Raw genomic sequence first — 21,566 nt, 5'->3', positions numbered from 1 at the left:
TTTATTTTTAATATATGAAATCGATCTGTGTATTTTGCGGAGCCAATTTCAATGGTGACCCGGTTTTAAAAGAATCAATTGAGCAACTGGCCCGTGTAATGGTAAGCCGGGATATAACGCTGATATTTGGCGGTGGCCGGGTAGGGGTAATGGGTTTACTTGCCGATGCCGTGTTGCAGCAAGGCGGTAAAGCTGTTGGTGTAATACCACAGTTTTTAATGGATAAGGAAGTTGGCCATACCAGCCTAACCGAACTGCACATTGTGGAGAACATGCACCAGCGCAAGCAAATGATGAACGATTTGTGCGACGGCATTATTACCTTACCTGGCGGCTTTGGTACGCTCGAAGAGTTTTTTGAGGTGCTTACCTGGCTGCAATTAGGCTTGCACCACAAACCCATCGGTATATTGAACGTAAATGGCTTTTACGATTTTTTGCTTAAGCAAATGGACGTGATGGTAGAGCAGCGTTTCCTGAAACCGGTAAACCGCCAACTGGTGCTCACCTCGGCTGATGCCGATGAGCTGGTAGCTACCATGGCCAGCTTTAAAGTAAAGCCCGACGAGGTTTGGTTTAAAGACCGCAACCTGACATAGGCGAATCTTAATACTTACTCCAGTATCTTATCCAAATCCAACTCGAAAGTGTCGGCCCATAAATCGAGCAGCAGGTTGATTTGGGTAAGGTGGCTGGCAAGCGTCCTGATATAAGAACTACGCTGATGCCTTCGGGTAGATGGGTTAACATCTAAACGTAGCTGCTGCATTTGATGGTCAAATGCAGCTTTTTTTATAATCTGTTCCTGCAGCATATCAACCAGCTGCTGCTCACTGATGTTTGGCATAGGTTTAAAGGTTAATTTTCCTGGGCAAGTTTTTAACCTGCTCGTTCGTTTCGGCTATTGGCCGGGCAATCCATGTAAAGTTTTGTAATTGGCCAGTGGCTAAGCCAAACAGCTTTTCCAACAGATCCACTTTTTCATGAGGTATATCCCGTTTGTCATTCTGCCTTATTTTTCTATAATTGGTAAACGTTCGCTCGCTTATGCCCAATTGTATAGGGATCAAGCGTATGGCTTTGCGATATTCATTAACAGATAGCTGATGCATAAGTTCATTTATGCGGTATTTATATTTAATATCAGGCATATTTTTACTTAATTCGGCAAATAAATTCCAAACTTTGTAATTCAAATTTAATACTAAACTAAATTTAAGTTTAGTAAAAAGCAATTTTGGCTAAACTTTTTTATATTTATTTAGTATAAATGCCTGGTAAACAATTAGATAGTTTTTTTGAAAATTTAGAAGTTAACATCAGGCAACAAGCTAAAGTAAAGGGTATAACCCTGGCTGAATTGGCTAAAGATATAGAGATGACCGAGGCTGGATTTTACAAAATGCTTTCAACGGATAGCATTAAGCTGAAAACACTTAAAAAGATTGCTGAAGTTTTGCAGATGCCTATAAGTTATTTCATAGAAAATAAGGCAAAGAAGTCGGCTGTTTATCAAAACGAGAGGTTCGAGACTACAGTTGCTGCCGAGCCAAATACCGTTTACCGGGTTGAAAAGGAAGGTTTGCTCAAACAGATCAGCTTACTGGAAAGCCAATTGAAAGATAAAGACCGCATTATTGAACTGCTTAGTAAAAAGTAAGCAGCATTATGCCTGCACGGTAACAGGCTTTTTCTTAAAAAAACTTACCACGTTATAGCGTTTACACAGATAAAGGATCGTCATAATAATCATAATCACTCGGCTTTTAATACTCTTACTCTCTAACAACTGCTTTTGTTGCATGTTTCGTTAAAATATTGAAAAATTAATTTTATGGAAACAAAAATAAGCAGCAATCAGTATCCCATATGGCCGCTGCTGGCGCGTAAAACCAACGTCAGTAAACAATGGCACACTGTTGACGGATAGCCGTTGGTGGTATCTGCATTTAATCGTACCTTTGTTGCATAATATACTACGCTGATGTCTCAAGAGCTAGAACATGTTCAATGTCTGATCATCGGATCAGGCCCCGCCGGTTATACGGCTGCTATTTATGCTGCCCGTGCTGATTTAAAACCCGTTTTATACACCGGTATGCTGGCCGGCGGACAGCTAACCCAAACAACTGATGTGGAGAATTTTCCGGGCTATCCGAACGGTATTATGGGCCCCGAAATGATGGAAGATTTTCGTAAACAGGCAGAGCGCTTTGGTACCGATATCCGTTTTGGTTATATAAGCTCGGTTGATTTTTCGAGCCTGCCGCACAAAGTGGTGGTTGATGAAACTAAAACCATACTTGCAGATACTGTAATTATCTCAACCGGTGCATCGGCTAAATGGCTGGGGCTGGAGTCTGAGCAAAAATATAACGGCTTTGGTGTTTCCGCCTGTGCCGTGTGTGATGGTTTCTTTTTCCGCGGACATGATGTGGCTATTGTAGGTGCCGGTGATACCGCTGCTGAAGAAGCTACCTATCTGGCTAAACTTTGCCGTAAAGTATATATGCTGGTTCGCCGCGATGAGTTCCGTGCATCAAAAGCCATGGTAACCCGCGTGCAAAATACCCCGAACATCGAGATCATTTATAATACCGAAGCGCAGGAGATTGTAGGCGATGGTCAGAATGTAACCGGCGTTCGTGTACTCAATAATAAAACTCAGGAAGAAAGCACATTGGATGTAACCGGCTTTTTCGTAGCTATCGGTCACCATCCTAACACCGATATTTTTAAAGGCTGGATTGATATGGACGAGACAGGCTATATCTTAACCAAACCAGGCACCACACAAACCAATGTGGAAGGTGTATTCTGCTGCGGCGATGCGCAGGATAACGTATACCGCCAAGCTATTACTGCTGCCGGTACCGGCTGTATGGCTGCTTTAGATGCAGAACGTTACTTAGCCGCTAAAGAAGCTGCCGAACTGGAAGTGCAACACTAAAATCAAAGAAATATTAAGCAAAAGCCATCTGTAAAGGTGGCTTTTTTTGTTGGTTGCTGAATTTTTACAATCAATATGGTTCCCAACACCCGGAAATCTTTTAACTTTCCGTTTTCTTACTATAAAAACCGATTATAAATAAATATGTCCTGTAAGCTTCGTTTACTTCTCTTTTTATTCGTTTTACTAACAAAGGGCGCTGTGCAGGCCCAAACCACCGATCTTAACCAAGGTATCATTCCGGCACCGGTATCTTTACAAAAGAATGCAGGTACGTTTACGCTAAGTCAGGAAACGGTTATACTGGCCGATAGTATTGACAATAAGGCCGTACAGTTTTTAACTGCTTATCTGCAAAATAAATATGCTTTAAAAAACCAGCTGAAAGCTAATACAGGTAGCCCTGTAGCTAATACGCTGATGCTTACATCGGCCGGCACCGATGGGCTCCCGGCCGAGGGGTACCGGCTTACCATTACGCCGCAGCAGGTAACCGTAGCCGGTAAAGGGGCGGGGCTGTTTTACGGCATACAAACTTTGATACAGTTGTTACCGCTTGAACGTGCCGCTGTTGCGAAGCTGCCCTGCCTGCGTGCCGAAGATTACCCGCGCTTTGGTTACCGGGGTATGCACCTGGATGTATGCCGCCACTTCTTTTCGGTTGAGTTCATCAAAAAGTATCTTGACCTGATGGCCGCTTACAAGCTCAATACCTTTCACTGGCATTTAACGGATGACCAGGGCTGGCGTATCGAGATCAAAAAATATCCGCGGTTAACCCAGGTGGGCAGCAAGCGCGCACAAACGTTAATTGGTAACTACCACGACCGTATGCCGCAGCAGTTTGATAATACGCCCTACGGCGGTTATTACACGCAGAATGAAATACGTGAAGTGGTGCAGTATGCAGCTGCCCGCTATATTACCGTTGTGCCCGAAATTGAAATGCCCGGCCATGCTATGGCCGCACTGGCTGCTTACCCCGAACTAAGCTGCGATGTAAACCAGGAATACAAGGTGGCCGAAACCTGGGGCGTATTCAATAACGTATTTTGTCCTACCGAAAAAACTTTCGGCTTTTTGCAGGATGTGCTTACTGAGGTGATGGAACTGTTCCCAAGTAAATACATTCACATTGGTGGTGATGAAGTGCCTAAAGTGGTTTGGAAACAGTCGGCCTATTGCCACGAGCTGATCAAAAGATTAAAGCTGAAGAACGAACACGGCCTGCAAAGCTACTTTATACAGCGCATGGAAAAGTTTGTGAACAGCAAAGGGCGCAGTGTTATTGGCTGGGATGAAATACTGGAAGGTGGATTGGCGCCCAACGCAACTGTAATGAGCTGGCGCGGCGAAGCTGGAGGCATAGCCGCTGCCCGTCAGCACCATAACGTGATAATGACGCCAAGCTCAAGCGGGTTATATTTTGATCATGCCCAGGCACGCTCTGATCTGGAGCCATTAAGCATCGGTAATTTTGGACCACTGCAAAAAACCTATAACTACAATCCTGCCTCGCCGGCATTATCGCCCGAACAGCACAAGTATATATTAGGTGCACAGGCTAACATGTGGACAGAATACATCGCTACCGAAGCCAAAGCTGAGTACATGCTGTTGCCCCGTTTAATGGCTTTATCGGAAGTGGTTTGGACGCCGCTGGCTAATAAAAACTATACCGACTTTGCTGATGTGCGTTTACCACGCCACTTAGCCTGGCTTGATAAGAACAATATTAATTACCGGGTGCCTACTGCTATTGGGGCTAAAGATACCGCATATACCGCAGCGCAGTTGACCGTAAACCTGAAATCGCCGGTTGAAGGGGCCAAAATTTATTACACCATTGATGGTTATACGCCGCGCGAAACTGATTTGGTTTATACCACACCGTTTACGCTAAATATTCCGCCCGATCAGTACCGCGAGCTGCAAACGCTGGTCGTTACACCATCAGGCAAACGCAGTTTGGTAACCCGTACCGTGGTAACCAACCGCACCCCCTTGCCACCGGTTAATTATACAGGTACGGCTACCGGCGTTCAGTATGAGCTGGTAACAGGCAACTTTACCGATGTTGGGCAGCTGGATGCAGCGCGAGTGATGGATACCGGCATTGTACGTACCTTCAACACCTCGGCCTTTAAAAAAGCCAATCGTACGTTTGGTATTACCTTCAATGGTTATATTAAAATTGATACCGATGGCAAATACCTATTCTCTACCCAATCGGATGATGGTTCGGTACTGTATATCGATGATCAGGCGGTTGTGAACAACGATGGTAAGCATAGCCTGTATGAGCAAACAGGCGAGGTGCTGTTGCAAAAAGGATTCCATACCTTTACGCTCAAGTACTTTGATGCCGGCGCGTTCAGTACCCTGCGCGTGTACATGACCATACCGGGCAAACCCAAAGGCGAGCTCTCGGCAGACTCCTTGTACCATTGAGCGGGCAATAAGTAAATGCGGCCTGCGCAGAATAAGATGCTGGTTGCATCAAAATAAGCAATGCTGTATTTTCGTTGCTATTTAAACGTTAGTTGAACTATTGATATAAACCCTGATTATAAATGATATTAAAGCATTATGCCTATTTGTTGCTGGGTTGCCTGGCAACAGCAACTGCCTGTAATAGCAGTAATGATGCCGGCGAACAAAAAGCTGCCGCCTCAGGCAAAGCAGCTGCTAAAGCGCCTGCGCTGATGTCGCCCTTTCGTTATCATAAAGCTATTGAGGTAGCACCCGGCCAGTATTATGATGTGATGAGCTGGGGCAGAGGAACGGACAGCGTTGGCGCGTTTCAGATACTGCGGTCTGATTCCACCGAAAAGAAGTTCACTACGACTACCGGCGATCTAGAAGGCCGTATTGTGGATGTGTTGAACCTGGATATGGATACCGATGGCGACCCTGAAATTTTTATCCATACGCAGGTGGCCGATACCACGCACAAGGCAGTTGTGTTTGGTTTTGAATATAATGGGGACCGCGCCCGTCAGTTAGACTTTCCAAAACTTACCCGTTCGCAACGTAAAGGATACCGGGGCAACGATAGTTTCTTCATTAAAGAAGGTAAACTGATGCGCGAATTCAATGTATATGATGAAGACGACACTACTAACGCCAAGCCTGTTCAAAAGCGACTGATTGCTTATGACCTGCGCGGTAACAGCATTAATGGGGAGCAAGTGAGCACAGATTCGACCCAGACCAGTAGCAAAAAAAATGATGTTCAGCCTGTAGCGGCACCAAAACAGGAAGCTAAGCAAGAGTCACGCAGTCATGCATCAAGTAACCGCCGCCATACATCATCCCGTAAAAAAACATCAAGTAAACGTGAGCGTACCCGCCATAAGGAAACGCATACCACAAAAAAGAAAAGACGGCATAGGTAGGTCTATTAAACCCTTCTGGGAGGTAAAGATTAATTTGTCACAGCAATGTGGCCATCTCATCGCTTGTTTAAGCATACGATGGGATGGCCACGCTACCGCTCGCCATGACAAATTAAATTTAAGGTCTTTTATTGAAGCACTTATTTTTAATCCATAAACAACAAATCAAGTAAAGCCTTCCCTACCGGTGAGGGTTGGGAGGGGCTTAATCAACCAGTACCAGTTTGTCCAGCTCCGTATTAATAAACTGAATTTCTTCCTGACTTAGTTTTACATCAATAGCCTTGGCGTTTTGCGTAGCCTGTTCGGCATTGCGGGCGCCTACCAGGGCAATGGTAATGCCCGGGCGCTCAATAGTCCAGCGGATTACCAGCTGACCTAAGGTGGCGTTCTTTTCGTCAGCCAACGGTTTTATCTTTTGCAAAAAAGCGTTGGTGCGCTCAATGTTTTCATCTTTAAAATATTTTAAACTTGCGCGGTGGTCGCCTTCGCCAAATTGCTGTCCGGCTTTCATTTTACCGGTTAGCAGGCCACGCTCCATTGGGCTGTAGGCCAATATGGCCTTGTTGTTCTCTATGCAGTACGGCACCAGGTCTTGTTCAATATCACGTTTAACCATACTAAACGGCACCTGGTTGCTGGCCAGCTTAATCGTCTTTTCGGCTTCCTGCATTTGTTGTACGCTGTAATTGCTTACGCCGGCCTGGCGTATCTTACCTTGTTCCTGCAGGCGTAATATAGCCTCCATGGTTTCATCAATCGGCGTAGTTTCATCAGGCCAATGAATTTGGTACAGGTCAATATAATCGGTGCCTAAGCGTTTCAGGCTGTTTTCACATTCCTGTATAATGCTATCTTTGGCAGCATATTTATATACGTCTATATCCTTGCCATCGTTATCTTGGCTTTTGAATCCAAAAGTGCCTTTGGCAATATCCCAGCGCATGCCGTATTTGGTTAATATCTGCACCTTATCGCGCGGCAGGTCTTTAATGGCCTGGCCTACCAGCTCCTCACTTTTGCCCTGTCCATAAACAGGTGCGGTGTCAATGGAGGTAATGCCTTGATCGTAAGCTGCTTTCATGGCACCAATAGCTTCTTGATCATCATTGCCACCCCACATCCAGCCACCGGCTGCCCAGGCGCCAAATGTAATAGCCGATACCTGTAAATCTGTGTCCCCTAATTTTCTGTATTCCATAAAATTAAATCAATAAACTTACTGAGATGAACATTGCAGAATACGTATTGTTCGGCTGGTGTTATGTAAAATAGCTGTGCATATTAACCGGCTAAAGGTTGCAGGTTTGCGTTATTAACCGGTATATTTGTTTTTAACCGTTAAGCTAACAAAGCGGTATTGCACATTATTCATGCAGTTTGTATATCCGGCTTTTTTATTCGCATTAGCTTCACTGGCCATTCCGGTACTGGTACATTTATTCAATTTCCGTAAATACCAGAAAGTTTATTTCAGTAACGTACAGTTTTTAAAAGAAGTTAATGAGCAGCAGTCGTCGCGGCGCAATTTGAAGGAACGGCTAATATTGGCTGCCCGTTTACTGGCGCTTGCATTTTTGGTGCTGGCTTTTGCCCGCCCATTTATTCCCGGCAAAAATTCGATCACGGCTGGTAAGCAGCAGGCGGTAAGCATATTTATCGATAACTCTTATTCTATGCAAACGCTCACACGCGAGGGTAGTTTGCTTGACGAAGCCAAGCGCCGGGCCAAAGAAATTGCATCAGCCTACAATATCAACGATCGTTTTCAACTGCTTACGCAGGATTTTGAAGGCCGTCATCAGCGCCTGCTCAGCCGCGAAGAGTTTAATAATGCAGTTGATACTGTAAAGATCAGCGCACAGAGCCGCAGTCTTCCGCAAATCATCAACCGGCAGCAAAGCCTGTTGCAAGGTCAAAACGCGGCTATACCGTCGGCCTATATTATTTCCGATTTCCAGAAGAGTGCTTATAGCCAAACAGCAGCTAAGCAGGCTGAAGGCATGCAGGTTAATATGGTGCAGCTTAAAGCAAACACACTACCCAACGTTGCAGTAGATTCGGTTTGGCTGCTTAACGCCCTGCACCGACCTAACGAAACCGAACGACTGGTAGTAAAGCTGCATAACTACGCTGCAGAGGATGCACAGGGTATTCCATTAAAATTAATGGTTAACGGTACACAAAAAGCCTTGGGTAGTTTTACCGTGAAGGCTCGCAGCATAAGTTTAGATACGCTCACCTTTTCGGGCCTGCAGGCCGGTTGGCAACAGGCCGAAATACAACTACAGGATAACCCTGTAACGTTTGATAACCAGTTTTACTTTACCTTTAAGGTACGCAAGCAAATGCCTGTACTGCTGGTTGATGGCGGTACGCCAAATGTTTACCTTAACGCTGCCTTTCGGGCCGATGCCTTTTTTAACGTTAATGGTATAAATGACGGCAATGTAAATTACTCTACGTTGGGTACCTACCCACTTGTTGTTTTGAGTGATGTAAAGTCAATTTCAACCGGTTTGGCACAGCAGCTAAAAAGCTATGTTGCAAAAGGCGGCACATTGCTGGTTTTCCCCGCTGCCGATGCGGATTTGGCCAGCTATCGTACATTACTACAGCCGGTAGGCGCAGCCTGGCCCGAAAAGCTGGTTGCCGAAGAAACGCGCGTAGCCTCCTTAAATCTTCAAAACCCACTGTTTAAAACCGTATTTGAAGACGTTCCGCAAAATCCTGATTTACCCAAGGTGCATAAGTATTATACACTTGCCGCCGCTACACGCAGTAGTACTCAAAGCTTGATGGAGTTGCCCGGCCACCAGCCGTTTTGGGCCGGCTATAACAGTGGCAGCGGCCACATTTATGTAGCAGCAGTTGCGCTTGATGATGCCTACAGTAACCTGCAACGCCATGCATTGATGTTGCCGGTTTTGTTTCGCATAGCATTGTTAAGCGGGCACGATCAGCCACTTTTTTATACCATTGGGCAGGATAATGCTATTGAAACCGAACCTATACAGCTGTCCGAAAAACAGATTATCAAACTGCAAAAGGGAACCTTAAGTTTCATTCCCGATGTTAGGCGGCAGGAGGGCAGCACGCTGCTTTATGTGGCCGACCAAATACAGCAGCCGGGTAATTACCGTGTTGCACGGCAGGATAGCACCATAGCCATAACCGCTTTTAACAACAGCAGGCATGAGTCTGATTTAACCTATTTAAATAATGCTGACCTGTCAAAATTATCGCCAAAAGGCAGCGCCGTAATACAGGCAGGTAACGGCTCATTGAAGGGCGCTGTAGCGGAAACAAATTTTGGCCTGCAATTATGGAAACTTTGTATAATTTTGGCACTGATTTTTGTGGCAGCCGAAATAGCGCTTGTCCGGTTTTTCCGGGTCAACAAGTCTCAGGTTTCAGGGCTGGTCTGATAGATCAATTAATCTAAGCATAAAGCCACTTTACATGAATTTGCTCATCCAATCTGCAACTATTCTACAACCCGGCTCGCCGTTTCATCAGCAACAGCTTGATATTTTAATTCAGGATGGTCGTATTACCAATATCGCCGCAGGCATCAGTGCCGATGGCGTTGAGGTGTTTAACGCCCAGGGCAAGTACGTGTCGCCCGGATTTTTCGATCTGAACTGTAACATAGGCGAACCCGGACTGGAAACTAAAGAAGACTTAACAACCGGCCTGCGGGCTGCAGCGGCTGGTGGTTTTACCGGCGTGGCCCTGATGCCCGACACCGAGCCGCCCGTACATTCTAAAACCGAGGTAGAGTACCTGATCAATAAAGCTAAAGGTGATCTGGTTGAGGTACATCCATTAGGCACCATTTCGCACAAGCGCGAAGGTAAGGACATGGCCGAGATGTATGATATGCACCAAAGCGGTGCCAAAGCATTTACCGATGGCAACCACCCGGTTAAAGATGCCGGACTAATGGAGCGTGCTTTACTATATGCGCAGGGCTTCGGCGGATTAGTGTTCTCTTACCCTGAAGATATGGCCATTGCCGGCAGCGCCAAAGTGCACGAAGGTGTTGTAAGTACCCTGCTGGGCATGAAAGGTATACCTGCACTGGCCGAGGAACTGATGATAGCACGCGATTTGTATTTGGCTGAGTATACGCAATCGCCCATCCATTTTAGTACCATATCGGCTGCGCGTTCGGTTGATTTGATACGCGAAGCCAAACGCAAAGGCTTGCCGGTAACCTGCGATGTTGCCGCGCACCACCTGGTACTTACTGACGATGCCCTGATGGGTTTTGACAGCAACTATAAAGTAAAACCCCCGCTACGCACCCAGGCCGATGTGGACGCCCTGTTGCAGGGTTTGTCCGATGGCACCATCGATGCTATTGTATCGCAGCACACACCGCATGAAATTGAGTTTAAAGAGGTGGAGTTTGAAATAGCTGCTTATGGCATTATCGGCCTGCAAACAGCGTTTTCGTTGGCTGTACAGGCAGGCTTATCTGCCGAGGCGATAGTTGAAAAGTTGGCTATCAATCCACGTAATATCCTGAAAGTGGCTTTGCCATCCATAGAAAATGGACAACCTGCCAACTTGGTGGTGTTTGATATGGATACAGAATGGACGTTTGATAAACAAAGCAATCGTTCAAAATCAGCCAACTCACCGTTTATTGGTCAGAACTTAAAAGGCAAAGTACTGTTAACCTGTAATAACCAACAGTTATACAGATCTTAAATTTATAATCATGATTGACTCGAAAGTACAACAAGCCATCGCCGCTGCATTACAGGCATTTGCAGCTTACAACCCCATCAATGTGGGCGCACTGCAAAGCAGACTGACCGAAGTATTTACAGCCGACGAAGACTTTTTAGATAAAGTAGACGCCCTGGATGAGGTATTTGATGAATACCCTCAGGCCGAAGGTTTACGCGAGGTGTTTTTTGACCTGTTGATGGTTAACTTTTTTCAGGCCGATGTACAGCGCCTGGAAGATGATTATCTGGATACACCGGAGTGGGAAGAGATTGAGGAGGAAACACTTGACCGTGGTACCGAACTGCTGAACCTGTTGCTGTATCTAAACGAGTGTAAAGACGAAGGTATTGAACCATCACTGGAAGATTACCTGGAAGAGTTTTTACTGGTAGAGGATGATGAGTTTCAGGATGAGCACCAGATTTATGAGCCGGTGATTGCCAACCAGATACTGGTTGAAAGCAGTCCGGCCGAAGTAAACCGCGTTGCACAAAGCCTGCCAGAAGATGAAGAGCTGAAGGAACTTTTTTATCCTATGATCACCTTCTTCCAAAATACCAAAGGTTCACAGACTGACGAGCAGGAAGTAGCCGAAAATGCGGTAGATAAAGAATTTGATATGGCCGTATACAGCATACTGCAAGTATTTGGCCGCGATTAATACGTTAAATGGAGAATTTAAATAACGTCATCAGAAAAGAAGGCACCTTAAGGGGCCTTCTTTTTGGTGGCATTTTGCTGGTGGTTAACATACTGCTGGTATATTGCACTGCTTATTGGGTTAGCTCGCCTTTAGTATATTTCTTTATATCATTTATTGGCACCTACGTTATACAGTTAGGCTTAACCTTATTTTTAACCAGTAAGTTAAGGAAAAAAATTGGCGGTTACTGGAGCTTAAAACAAGCGGCCACAGGTATCTTCTTTATTCTGCTGTTTACCTACTTAATCTCAACCGGCGGCAGGTGGCTGTATTTTAAACTGATTGACCCGCCGGCTATGGAAGCTGCCAATACAAACTCGGTTAACATACGCCGAGGCGCCCTGGAATTTGCCCATCGCCCCCAAAAAGATATAGACACTACCATTGCCGAAATGCAGAAAAGCATTGAGCAAGGCAAGGTGTTTACAATAGGTAAAACCATTCAGGACTTTGTGATTTCCATTATCCTCTTGTTTGCTGTAGCTTTAATCCTCGGCGCTTTGTATAAGCGCGAAGGGGCCGTAAATAAAGCTTGAGCGTACAAAGCGAGCCGTGATAACAACGGCTGCTATTATGGCTGTGCAGGATTAACAGGTGTAACCGATACCACGCTATCCACAACGTAGCGGCTCACGCCACGCCAGGGCAGGGTATGGAAGTATTCTTTGTAATGCAGCTTAAGGTAGGCGCCTGCATTGCTGTTCAGTTGCTGTGCAACGCGCTCGTCACTAACCGAGAACATAAATTCATTGGATTGTACCGAACCCTGCTGTTGAGTGCGGATCCCGCTTTGTATCAGACGACCTTCATAGGTTTTGAACACGTAACCCTTGTGCACAAAATAGTTCATGGTACCGGCTTTAACGCCGTCGCCAAAAACATAATAATAGCGGTAATACACTATGCCAAATAAGGCAATTAAAATTACAAGGGTAACTATCGTAACTATGCGTCGTCTCATTCCAATCAAATTTTTCTGTAGGTTTTAACAACCTAACAGAAAAATTGTGTACAAAACGCTGCCTAATAATTTCTTATAGTTCGATCAGCTTATTCTTTACTGCATAAAGCACTAAGCCTACACGGCTTTTAATGTTTAGTTTCTCGAAGAGCTGATCGCGGTAACCATCAACCGTGCGGGCACTGATGCACATGCGGTCGGCAATTTCCTTATAGGTCATTTCGGTACTGGCCAGTTTTAAAAACTCAATTTCGCGGCTGTTTAGCTTAACCTTGTCTGGCTCATTGTTATAGTTGGATACCAGATGTCGGGTTACAAATTGCGGAAAGTAAACTTCATTGCCCGATACTTTTTGCAGTGCCTGTTCAAAATCATGTGGTTCAGCATCCTTAAGCAAATATCCTTTGATACCTAAGCGTAGCATCGCCAATACTTTTTCGGCATCCTCAAACATGGATAGTACAATTACTTTTATGTCCGGGTAGTTTACGCGCAGCCACTTAGCAGTTTCAATACCATCCATCAACGGCATATTGATGTCGAGCAGTATAACATCGGGCTTGTTTTTGGGTGTAAGCTTACGACCTAAATCAACACCGTTTGAGGCTTCAAAAAGTATATTATAGCCCGGTAGGCTGTTAATCAATGAGGCAAGCCCGCTTCTGAAAAGGCGGTGGTCATCCACTAAAGTTATTTGTGTTGTATTAGGTTGCATTATGCTATTCAGGGAGTAAAAGTATCTAATGTTACAACAATTTGCGTGCCTTTACCTGGTGCAGTGTTAATGCTCATGTCGGCGCCAATAAGTACTGCACGGTTTTCCATGTTCCTGAGCCCCGAGCCGCTTTCCTGTATTTTATCGCTTTTAACAAAGCCTTTGCCATCGTCAATAATGGTTAACATTACTTTATCAAAATCAAATTGCAAAGTAACAACAAGATGTTCCGCGTACGCATGTTTTAAGCTGTTATTCAAAGCTTCCTGGAATATGCGGAACAATACCAGTTCGTTCTGCTCTCCGAGACTGTAGGGCTTACCATTCACCTTAACAGCCATATTAACTAAGTTGCTGCGGTTTATACGTTCAGCTTCGGCTTGTATGGTTTTGGTTAGCCCCAAATGTGACATGTTTTGGAAGGTAAGGCTTTTAGACATGTTACGCAAATCGGTAATAGCCTGGCCAACCAGTTCACGGCTCTCCTCAATCTTCTCTTGCTTGTATTCGTCGCTTTTGCCGGCAGTGGTACCCAGCGTAAGTTTAGTAAGTGACAACAGCTGCCCAATGTTATCATGCAACTCCCGGCTTATAGTTTGCCTTTCGTATTCAATAGCCAGGATTTTTTCATACCTAAGCTTTTGTTTATCCAGTAAAATCTTATGATAAAATTTAAAACAAGCGATTGTGAGCAGTACCAGTATCAGTAAAATCAATGCCATGAACCACCATTGCATCCACCAGGGGTCATCAATAATTAGATCAAACACGATAGGAGGGCTGGTAAGTTTGCCTTGCGTGTGCTGAGCTATGGCCAAAAAACGGTAGGTGCCAGGCATCAATGATGCATATTGCACGGTTTTGACGCCAGGCGGTAGGTATTGCCATTTACTGTCATTGCTACCAAATAGCTTATATTTAAAATAAACTTCGTTGGCGTTATCATAACTTACTGCCGATAGTGTAAAACCAATATTGTTTTTATGATAAGGCAGCCTTGCTTTATGCCCAAATACCGTATCATGGTTGTTTACAATAGAATAAAGCAAGTAGTTCTTTATATTAAACGTATTAGTTACCGCTCTGTAATCGATGGACTGGATGCCGTTTGCTGTGGTAACATACAATTTATTGTCATCTTCCAATATGTCATAAACAGCAATGTCATCTGCGGTGGGATAGTTAATTCGTTCAATAAACTTTTCTGTATCCATATCAAAAAGCTGCAGACAGTTGTTGCCTGCTACCCAGGCATGGTTGTTAAATAGCGCTATTTTAAATATGGTATTGGAAAGCAAGCCATTGTTACTATTATATGATTTGATGCCGGATGGGGTAAGCAGCAACAACCCTTGCGTATAGGTACCTATTAATACTTTGTGTCCGCGGCCAACGAGTGTTGATGCATAAATAGAGTTATTGTTGAATAAAACACGTGTAAGGCGGTTGTCATGCAGTTTGATCAAATCGTTTTTAAATGCGCTGTATAGCGTTTTTGATGCCGTATCATATACCAAAGCACGGCTGCGCTGCCGTTTGGGTAAAAGGGAAGTTCCTGGTAACGATGCTTTTAATTCTGATAAAGTAGAAGCAGGTGATACAAATGCATTAGTGGTTTGCGCTGTATATAACTTATTGGCTATTAAAACAGCATCTTTAAAAGTGAGTGTTGGCGATAACTGAGTTAGTTTTTTTTCGCCAGGCTGATATAAGAAGATACCCATTGAGGCACCTACTAAAAATGAGTTGCTATCAAACCGTTTTATGGTTTCTATAGCGCCACAGGTACTGGGTAATGATAAGTTATGAAGTATATTCGGGCTTAGGTGGTGTTTAAGTAATAAGTGACCATTTTGCGTACCCAAAAGCAGGTAATCACTATTCTTACAAATACAGCGTACATAGTCACCTTCATTCAATGGCACAATCTCATTTTGCCATTTAGGCGCTTTTGCATTAACGAGTAAGCCGAACTTGAGGCTGCTGTACCAGGTATTACCCATGCTGCCGCTTATAATGTTACTGATATTGTAGTTCTCAATTTTTTGCCCGCTTTCGGGGTTAATGCTTTCCTTCTTTGTATTGATCCATAACGAGCGCTTTACCTGGCTAAGCGTATTAATAAAGCTCGACATCTTAATCTTGCCAACTACTTTCACTGTATCATGCTCAACCCGCAGTTTATGAACCAAACCTGCTATATTGGAAATAACATAAATAGTATCCTGGTAGGTAATAGGCTGGAGCAGATAAGAGTTGTCTTTAATAGCATGCAAGCTGCTGTGTTTGGCCAGTGTTTTTACATGCCCATTGGTATCACATTTAAACCACTCGGCAATACCAAATGCAACACCATAGGCTATTACATTACTGCCAAGCCGGGTTATTGATGATGTAGGATGCTTTTTGCCCGCACTGCTTGTGCATGGTATGTATTTATATTTTTGGCTTTTAATGTTATAGATGAAAAGGCCCTCATCGGTAGTTGAAAAAAGGTGGTTGCGTACAAGTGTTATCCGTGGGTAGTTTTGTTCGAGGCGCGGATCATAGCTTTTTAATATGTGAAGTTTTTCATGCTCAATGTATACAATCTGGCCGCTGAAATTATGGCACCAGATGCGGCCTTGTGAGTCTTCGTTTAAGTCCGTCATGCTTAGGGATAGCAAGTCGGGAGAGGTGAAGGTGGTAAAGCTATGCCCGTCGTAACGGGATAGTCCAAGATTATGCCCAACCCAAATAAATCCCTTTTTATCCATCAGTATATCATAGGCCTCGGATGAGGGCAAGCCCTGAACCTTGCTAAGGTTAGCGGATTGGCCAGTAGCCGTAAGGTTACTGATGAGTATAAAGAGAGCTGTTAAGACCCATAGTTTGGTGAGCGTCAGCAAGTGCATAAAGGAGCTGAAATTATCTAAATAAGCTTAAAATAATATACCGTGAAAACACGGTATATGTACCCGTGAAATATACCCAATAATACCGTGTAGTTCACATGGTGAATGGTCAGGGGCTGCTATATCTTTGTATAAGTGAATTAAATATATTAATTGATAGTAACAAATATATTTAATTCAACAACCTAAACCTTATCATATTTATCCGTTTATAGCGGAAATAGAATTATCAGTAAATGATAGTTCTATTGTTTTTTTGAATACTTAACAAGTTTTGACCCGGTATAAGCCTGACGCAATTGTGTCGGGCTTTCCTATTTCAACAGCAACTCAACAATCAGAATTAGTTGAACAGGGTTCATCAGTAGCATTATAGAACCAACCTATAACATTAAAACAAAAGCCCGGCTAACTAACCGGGCTTTTGTTTTAATGTTATATTAAAATGCCTGATAGAGGCATTTATTAACTCACTACTTTTTAATGAAGTGTTTGAAGATATCGTTACCGAAAACAAACACCATTAACGTTACCAGGATAACGAAGCCCACAATCTGAGCACGCTCCAAAAACTTATCGCTTAGTGGTTTGCCTTTAATCATCTCAATGATCAGGAAAAGCGCATGGCCGCCATCCAGTGCCGGGATGGGTAACAGGTTCATCAGCGCCAGGGCCATAGATAGCAAGCCAACCAGGCTCCAAAAACGCAGCCAATCAACATGGCTACCAAATAACACGGCAATGCCAATAGGGCTCGACAGTGCTTTCTGTGGCTTTACCTGGCCGGTAAATACCTTGCCCAGCCCTTTAGCATTATCGGTAAATGTACCCCATGCTTTTGATGCACCCACGGGTAACGACCCAAAGAAACCAAAGGTTAACGTTTTTTCATGCGGCAGATCCGGATTTGGCATAAAGCCCAGCTGGCCTAAATTGTTTAACTGTGCGGTTAGCTGCATGGGCTCCTCATGGCGTTTCACGCCAATTTGAACTGTTTTACTTTTATTGCGCATGAGTTCATCATGCAACTGGTCGAAAAACTGGATGGGCTTATTGTTAACGCTTACAATACTATCACCTTTTTGCAGCCCTGCTTTTTGTGCACTGCTTTTAGGCTGTATGGCACCCACGCTGAATTTAGTACGTGGCATACGGCTGATAAACTCTTCAATACCTAAGTCAGATATATCATTTAAAATGCTGCTTGGTACCGTTACATTAAGGGTTTGGTTGCCGCGTTGAACGGTTAGCTCGCTGTTGCCCATTAACACCTTTGAACTGATCAGATCTTCAAAGCGCTCTATTTTTTGATTATTGATGGCTGTGATTTTATCGCCGGGTTTCAGGCCGATTTTTTGGCCTATGGTGCCCGGTACGATTCCATACTTTAAGCTATCGTTCGGGATGTAGCTTTCGCCGTATTTGATGGTTAGTACCCAAAAAATAAGAATGCCCAGGATAATATTTACCACTATACCACCCAGCATCACTATTAAACGCTGCCAGGCCGGTTTAGAACGGAACTCCCAAGGTTGCGGCGGACCAGCCATTTGGTCGGTATCCATTGATTCATCAATCATGCCGGCAATTTTTACATAGCCGCCCAGTGGCAGCCAGCCCATGCCGTATTCAACACCTTTGTAGTTGAACTTGAACAGGCTAAAGTTCCATGCATCAAAGAAAAGGTAAAACTTCTCGACTTTTATGCCGAAGGCGCGAGCCGCTAAAAAGTGTCCGAGTTCGTGTAAAATTACTAATATCGATAAGCCCAGTATCAACTGGCCTACCATAATCACTATATCCATTCTGTATGTGTATCGTCTATAAAACGGTTACTGCCTTTAACGGCATTTCTTTAATTAAATTTTGTGCTAAGATGCGGGTTTCTTTATCAGTATTCAAATAATCGGCTAAAGTAGGATGGGCAATGGCCGGTATTTTTTGCATGCACTGTTCAATTACCTCGCTCATGCCTAAAAAGCTTACTTGTTCGTTCAAAAAGCCTTCTACTGCAATTTCGTTAGCGGCATTGATGATGCAAGGCATGTTGCCGCCCAGTTTCAATGCTTCAAAAGCCAAGGCTAAATTACGGAACGTTTGGAGGTCGGGCTGCTCAAAGCTTAGGGTAGGGTAGGCCGAGAAATCGAAGCGTTTGAAATTGTTTTGTATCCTGTCCGGATAGCCTAAAGCATATTGTATGGGCAATTTCATATCGGGCAGGCCCATTTGTGCTTTTATCGAGCCGTCCTGAAACTGCACCATAGAGTGGATGATAGATTGCGGGTGTACAATCACCTCAATTTGTTCCAACTGCAAATCAAACAGCCATTTGGCCTCAATTACTTCCAATCCCTTGTTCATCAGTGATGCCGAATCAATAGTAATCTTGGCACCCATCACCCAGTTGGGATGCTTCAATGCATCGGCACGGGTTACCCCGGCTAAAAAGCCGCTATCCTTACCACGGAATGGACCGCCGGAGGCTGTTAAAATAATTTTTTCTATCGGATTGTGATCTTCGCCTGTCAGGCACTGAAATATGGCCGAATGCTCTGAGTCTACCGGCAGTAGCTTTACCTGGTGTTCACGCGCCAGTGCGGTAATCAGTTCACCGGCAACCACCAGGGTTTCCTTGTTGGCCAGTGCTATATCTTTACCCGCTTTTACGGCGTTAATAGTTGGTTCAAGCCCGGCAAAGCCTACCATTGCGGTAAGTACAATGTCAATTTCGGACAGGGTTACAATTGTCTTAACTTCTTCATGTCCTGCTAAAACTTTGGTTTCGGTACCGGCTAATGCTTGTTTTACCTGCTCATATTGGCTTGTATCGCAAATAACTGCGTAGGCCGGCTTAAACAGCAGCGCCTGCTCAATAAGCAAAGCTGCATTGCGATGGGCGGTGAGCACATGGGCCTTAAAGCGCTCAGGATTTTCGGCAATCACTTCGAGTGTTTGCGTACCGATACTGCCGGTTGATCCCAGGATGGCTATGTTTTTTATAGAAACAGATGAATTGTACATTTATTAACGGTCGCTTTAACGTATACGTAACTCACGCCTGAGCGGATGATGGTTAAAGCAACAAATTTAAAATTATGATTTAATAACGTAAGGTGCAAGCCCTTCGGCAATCTTACGGTCGTTGGCTAATCTCGGTACTTTATTTTGCCCACCCAGTTTACCCTGTGAACGCATAAAGTTAATAAAACTATCCGGTTCTAAACTTCTGACGATCAAAGGCTGTAAAATGTTACCGCTAATGAGGTCAAAGTAATAAATATTTTTTTTCTGCAACGCCTCATCCACCTTCCGGCTAAAGGATTGCATGTCTGCAGGTGCTTTGCCAAATTCTATAAACCATTCATGATAAGGCAGCTGCCCGGCAGGCGGCGTTACTTGCGGGGCCACGGTAAATTCAACAATGTCTACACCTTCCTGGTTGGCCACGCTCATCAGTGCATGCTCCACTTCCTCACCAATCACATGTTCGCCAAAGGCCGATATATAATGTTTGATGCGGCCGGTAACTACAATTTTGTAGGGATTGAGCGAAGTGAATTTAACTGTATCGCCAATACTGTATCCCCATAACCCGGCATTGGTGTTCAGGATCAGTGCATAGTTTTTATTCAGTTCTACCTCCTGCAAACTCAGGCGGGTAGGGTTTTCATTATAATACTCTTCGGCCGGAATAAACTCATAAAATATGCCCGAATCGACCAGCAGCAATAAGCCTTTATCTTTTTGCGAGTCCTGGAAAGCAATAAACCCTTCGGATGCCGGGTAGGTTTCAATGGTATCAATACCAAAGCCAATACTTTCCTCGATACGTGCACGGTAGGGTTCATAGTTTACGCCTCCGTAAACAAACAGCTTGAAATTCGGGAATATATCCTTGATCTTTTTACCGCCCGCTTTGGCCGAAAGCCGGTCAAAATACATCTGGCACCAGGGCGGTATGCCCGATATAAGGCGCATATCGGCATTATAAGTTTCCGCTACAATGGCATCTACCTTTTCTTCCCAATCCTCTATACAGTTTACCTCATAGCTGGGCAGGCGGTTTTTTTGCAAATAAGCCGGCACATGGTGGGCCACAATGCCCGAGAGCCGGCCGGTTGCAACGCCCGCTTTTTCTGAAAGTACAGGGCTGCCCTGTAAAAATATCATCTGCCCGTCTACAAAGTCGGCTTTGCCGGTTTCATGGATGTAGCTCAGTAAAGCATTGCGTGCCGCCTTAATATGCTCGGGCATGCTTTCTTTGCTGATGGGAATATACTTTACACCAGATGTGGTGCCCGATGTTTTAGCCAGATAGGCCGGTTTGCCGGGCCATATTACATTGGCTTCGCCTTGTGTAAGGCGGTCAATGTAAGGGCGCAGGTCTTCGTAATCTCTTACAGGTACCTGCTTTTTAAAGTCGGCGTAGGTTTTTATGGAAGCGAAGTGATGGTCGTTACCGAACGCTGTATTCGTAGCATGCCTAACCAATTGTTGCAGCGTTTTTTGCTGCAGCGCCACGCCCTGGCTGCGTATGCGGTTCAAATCGAGGTTTACCCATGCGGCAAATGCTTTGCTTAAAACAGATTTTAACCCCATGCTTATAACGTTTCAGATACGTCGTCGTCAATATCTTTGGTGCTGTACACCAGTTTGCGGTAGGTTGCTATAATCATTACCTGTACAGTAGGGAAAGCAATGGCAAACCAGCAAATGGCTGCTATGTCGATCATGTAATCAATAACATGGCTTTCTGCTGGTACCAAATAAGTAATAATAGCATTTATGAGCATCAAGACGAGAGCAACAAACACAAAAACAAGTAGAACCAATGCAATCAGCTTGAAAAAGTGATTGCGAGTAATAGTAAGGCTTTGCCTTAGTGATTCTATTGGTCCACAATTGTCATCAACAATAAAGCAAAGACAAAAAATAAACCTAATACTTAGGTATATCATTATACTAACCTCTACTGGATAGATATATTTTTCGAAAACTGGAACCATAGTCTCTTCATTATTTGCTACGATGCGAGAATTTATGAAGAATATTGTACCTACTACAAATATTACGATTATGCCAATAGTAACTGCGTTTATAGCCATTTTAAACGTTGGCCATATATCTTTGAATGAAAACTCGTAATACTCCCGGTCAATCAAAGTAAGTAATAGCTTGTAAAAAGCTAAGGTAAGATAGGCT

At 44.2% G+C, this 21,566-nt stretch carries 19 protein-coding genes; 9 read left to right on the top strand and 10 right to left on the bottom strand.

Annotation, left to right across the window (positions count from 1 at the left end):
* The first annotated feature begins 14 nt into the window (after positions 1–14).
* Complete coding sequence (locus KHS38_RS05120) at positions 15–599, top strand: LOG family protein (protein ID WP_213487425.1); 585 nt, start codon at positions 15–17, stop codon at positions 597–599.
* A gap of 14 nt (positions 600–613) precedes the next feature.
* Here the strand turns inward: KHS38_RS05120 and KHS38_RS05115 are convergent, their stop codons facing one another.
* Together KHS38_RS05115 and KHS38_RS05110 are read right to left on the bottom strand one after the other, a co-directional pair.
* Positions 614–847 (bottom strand): hypothetical protein, encoded by a 234-nt coding sequence (locus KHS38_RS05115; protein WP_213487424.1) that lies wholly within the window; start codon positions 845–847, stop codon positions 614–616.
* A gap of 4 nt (positions 848–851) precedes the next feature.
* Positions 852–1,151: a hypothetical protein gene (locus KHS38_RS05110; RefSeq protein WP_213487423.1), complete on the bottom strand. Its 300-nt coding sequence runs from the start codon at positions 1,149–1,151 to the stop codon at positions 852–854.
* 119 nt (positions 1,152–1,270) lie between these two features.
* Here KHS38_RS05110 and KHS38_RS05105 point away from each other — a divergent pair, with 119 nt between their 5' ends.
* The 4 genes from KHS38_RS05105 to KHS38_RS05090 all read left to right on the top strand — a co-directional run bounded on the left by KHS38_RS05105 (position 1,271) and on the right by KHS38_RS05090 (position 6,348).
* Positions 1,271–1,660: a helix-turn-helix domain-containing protein gene (locus KHS38_RS05105; protein WP_213487422.1), complete on the top strand. Its 390-nt coding sequence runs from the start codon at positions 1,271–1,273 to the stop codon at positions 1,658–1,660.
* A gap of 324 nt (positions 1,661–1,984) precedes the next feature.
* Complete coding sequence (gene trxB / locus KHS38_RS05100; protein ID WP_213487421.1) at positions 1,985–2,950, top strand: thioredoxin-disulfide reductase; 966 nt, start codon at positions 1,985–1,987, stop codon at positions 2,948–2,950.
* A 144-nt stretch (positions 2,951–3,094) separates the two neighbouring features.
* On the top strand, positions 3,095–5,401 hold the full coding sequence (locus KHS38_RS05095) for a family 20 glycosylhydrolase (RefSeq protein WP_213487420.1): 2,307 nt from the start codon (positions 3,095–3,097) through the stop codon (positions 5,399–5,401).
* Positions 5,402–5,523: 122 nt separating this feature from the next.
* On the top strand, positions 5,524–6,348 hold the full coding sequence (locus KHS38_RS05090; protein WP_213487419.1) for a hypothetical protein: 825 nt from the start codon (positions 5,524–5,526) through the stop codon (positions 6,346–6,348).
* A 205-nt stretch (positions 6,349–6,553) separates the two neighbouring features.
* On the opposite strand, the gene KHS38_RS05085 is transcribed toward KHS38_RS05090, so the two are convergent.
* A complete protein-coding gene (locus KHS38_RS05085) occupies positions 6,554–7,549 on the bottom strand; it encodes an aldo/keto reductase (protein WP_213487418.1) in 996 nt (331 codons plus the stop codon).
* Between the two features lie 172 nt (positions 7,550–7,721).
* On the opposite strand from KHS38_RS05085, the gene KHS38_RS05080 reads away from it, so the two are divergent.
* Genes KHS38_RS05080 through KHS38_RS05065 form a run of 4 tightly spaced genes read left to right on the top strand, consistent with a single transcriptional unit; the run spans position 7,722 to position 12,330 of the window.
* Positions 7,722–9,776 (top strand): BatA domain-containing protein, encoded by a 2,055-nt coding sequence (locus tag KHS38_RS05080; RefSeq protein WP_213487417.1) that lies wholly within the window; start codon positions 7,722–7,724, stop codon positions 9,774–9,776.
* A 34-nt stretch (positions 9,777–9,810) separates the two neighbouring features.
* The gene (locus KHS38_RS05075; protein ID WP_213487416.1) at positions 9,811–11,067 is read left to right on the top strand and encodes a dihydroorotase; all 1,257 of its coding nucleotides are present in this window, start codon (positions 9,811–9,813) and stop codon (positions 11,065–11,067) included.
* Positions 11,068–11,077: 10 nt separating this feature from the next.
* On the top strand, positions 11,078–11,752 hold the full coding sequence (locus KHS38_RS05070; protein WP_249665286.1) for a hypothetical protein: 675 nt from the start codon (positions 11,078–11,080) through the stop codon (positions 11,750–11,752).
* Positions 11,753–11,760: 8 nt separating this feature from the next.
* The gene (locus tag KHS38_RS05065) at positions 11,761–12,330 is read left to right on the top strand and encodes a DUF4199 domain-containing protein (RefSeq protein WP_213487415.1); all 570 of its coding nucleotides are present in this window, start codon (positions 11,761–11,763) and stop codon (positions 12,328–12,330) included.
* A 35-nt stretch (positions 12,331–12,365) separates the two neighbouring features.
* On the opposite strand, the gene KHS38_RS05060 is transcribed toward KHS38_RS05065, so the two are convergent.
* From KHS38_RS05060 to KHS38_RS22335, 7 genes are all read right to left on the bottom strand, one after another.
* On the bottom strand, positions 12,366–12,755 hold the full coding sequence (locus KHS38_RS05060) for a hypothetical protein (protein WP_213487414.1): 390 nt from the start codon (positions 12,753–12,755) through the stop codon (positions 12,366–12,368).
* Between the two features lie 73 nt (positions 12,756–12,828).
* Positions 12,829–13,470, bottom strand: coding sequence for a response regulator transcription factor (locus KHS38_RS05055; protein ID WP_213487413.1), 642 nt, complete (start codon positions 13,468–13,470; stop codon positions 12,829–12,831).
* An 8-nt stretch (positions 13,471–13,478) separates the two neighbouring features.
* Positions 13,479–16,364: a sensor histidine kinase gene (locus KHS38_RS05050; protein ID WP_213487412.1), complete on the bottom strand. Its 2,886-nt coding sequence runs from the start codon at positions 16,362–16,364 to the stop codon at positions 13,479–13,481.
* 473 nt (positions 16,365–16,837) lie between these two features.
* Positions 16,838–18,169: an RIP metalloprotease RseP gene (gene rseP, locus KHS38_RS05045; RefSeq protein ID WP_213487411.1), complete on the bottom strand. Its 1,332-nt coding sequence runs from the start codon at positions 18,167–18,169 to the stop codon at positions 16,838–16,840.
* 16 nt (positions 18,170–18,185) lie between these two features.
* Positions 18,186–19,385 carry a 1-deoxy-D-xylulose-5-phosphate reductoisomerase gene (locus tag KHS38_RS05040; protein WP_213487410.1) on the bottom strand — a complete coding sequence of 400 codons (1,200 nt, stop codon included), beginning with the start codon at positions 19,383–19,385 and terminating at the stop codon, positions 18,186–18,188.
* Positions 19,386–19,457: 72 nt separating this feature from the next.
* Positions 19,458–20,963, bottom strand: a complete 1,506-nt coding sequence (locus KHS38_RS05035; RefSeq protein ID WP_213487409.1) for a GH3 auxin-responsive promoter family protein — start codon at positions 20,961–20,963, stop codon at positions 19,458–19,460.
* 2 nt (positions 20,964–20,965) lie between these two features.
* Complete coding sequence (locus KHS38_RS22335) at positions 20,966–21,469, bottom strand: glycerophosphoryl diester phosphodiesterase membrane domain-containing protein (RefSeq protein WP_502887927.1); 504 nt, start codon at positions 21,467–21,469, stop codon at positions 20,966–20,968.
* Positions 21,470–21,566 lie beyond the last annotated feature (97 nt).

The sequence above is a fragment of the Mucilaginibacter sp. Bleaf8 genome, from assembly GCF_018390515.1.
Classification (GTDB): Bacteria; Bacteroidota; Bacteroidia; order Sphingobacteriales; family Sphingobacteriaceae; genus Mucilaginibacter.
This window is presented reverse-complemented; position numbering and strand designations above follow the sequence as displayed.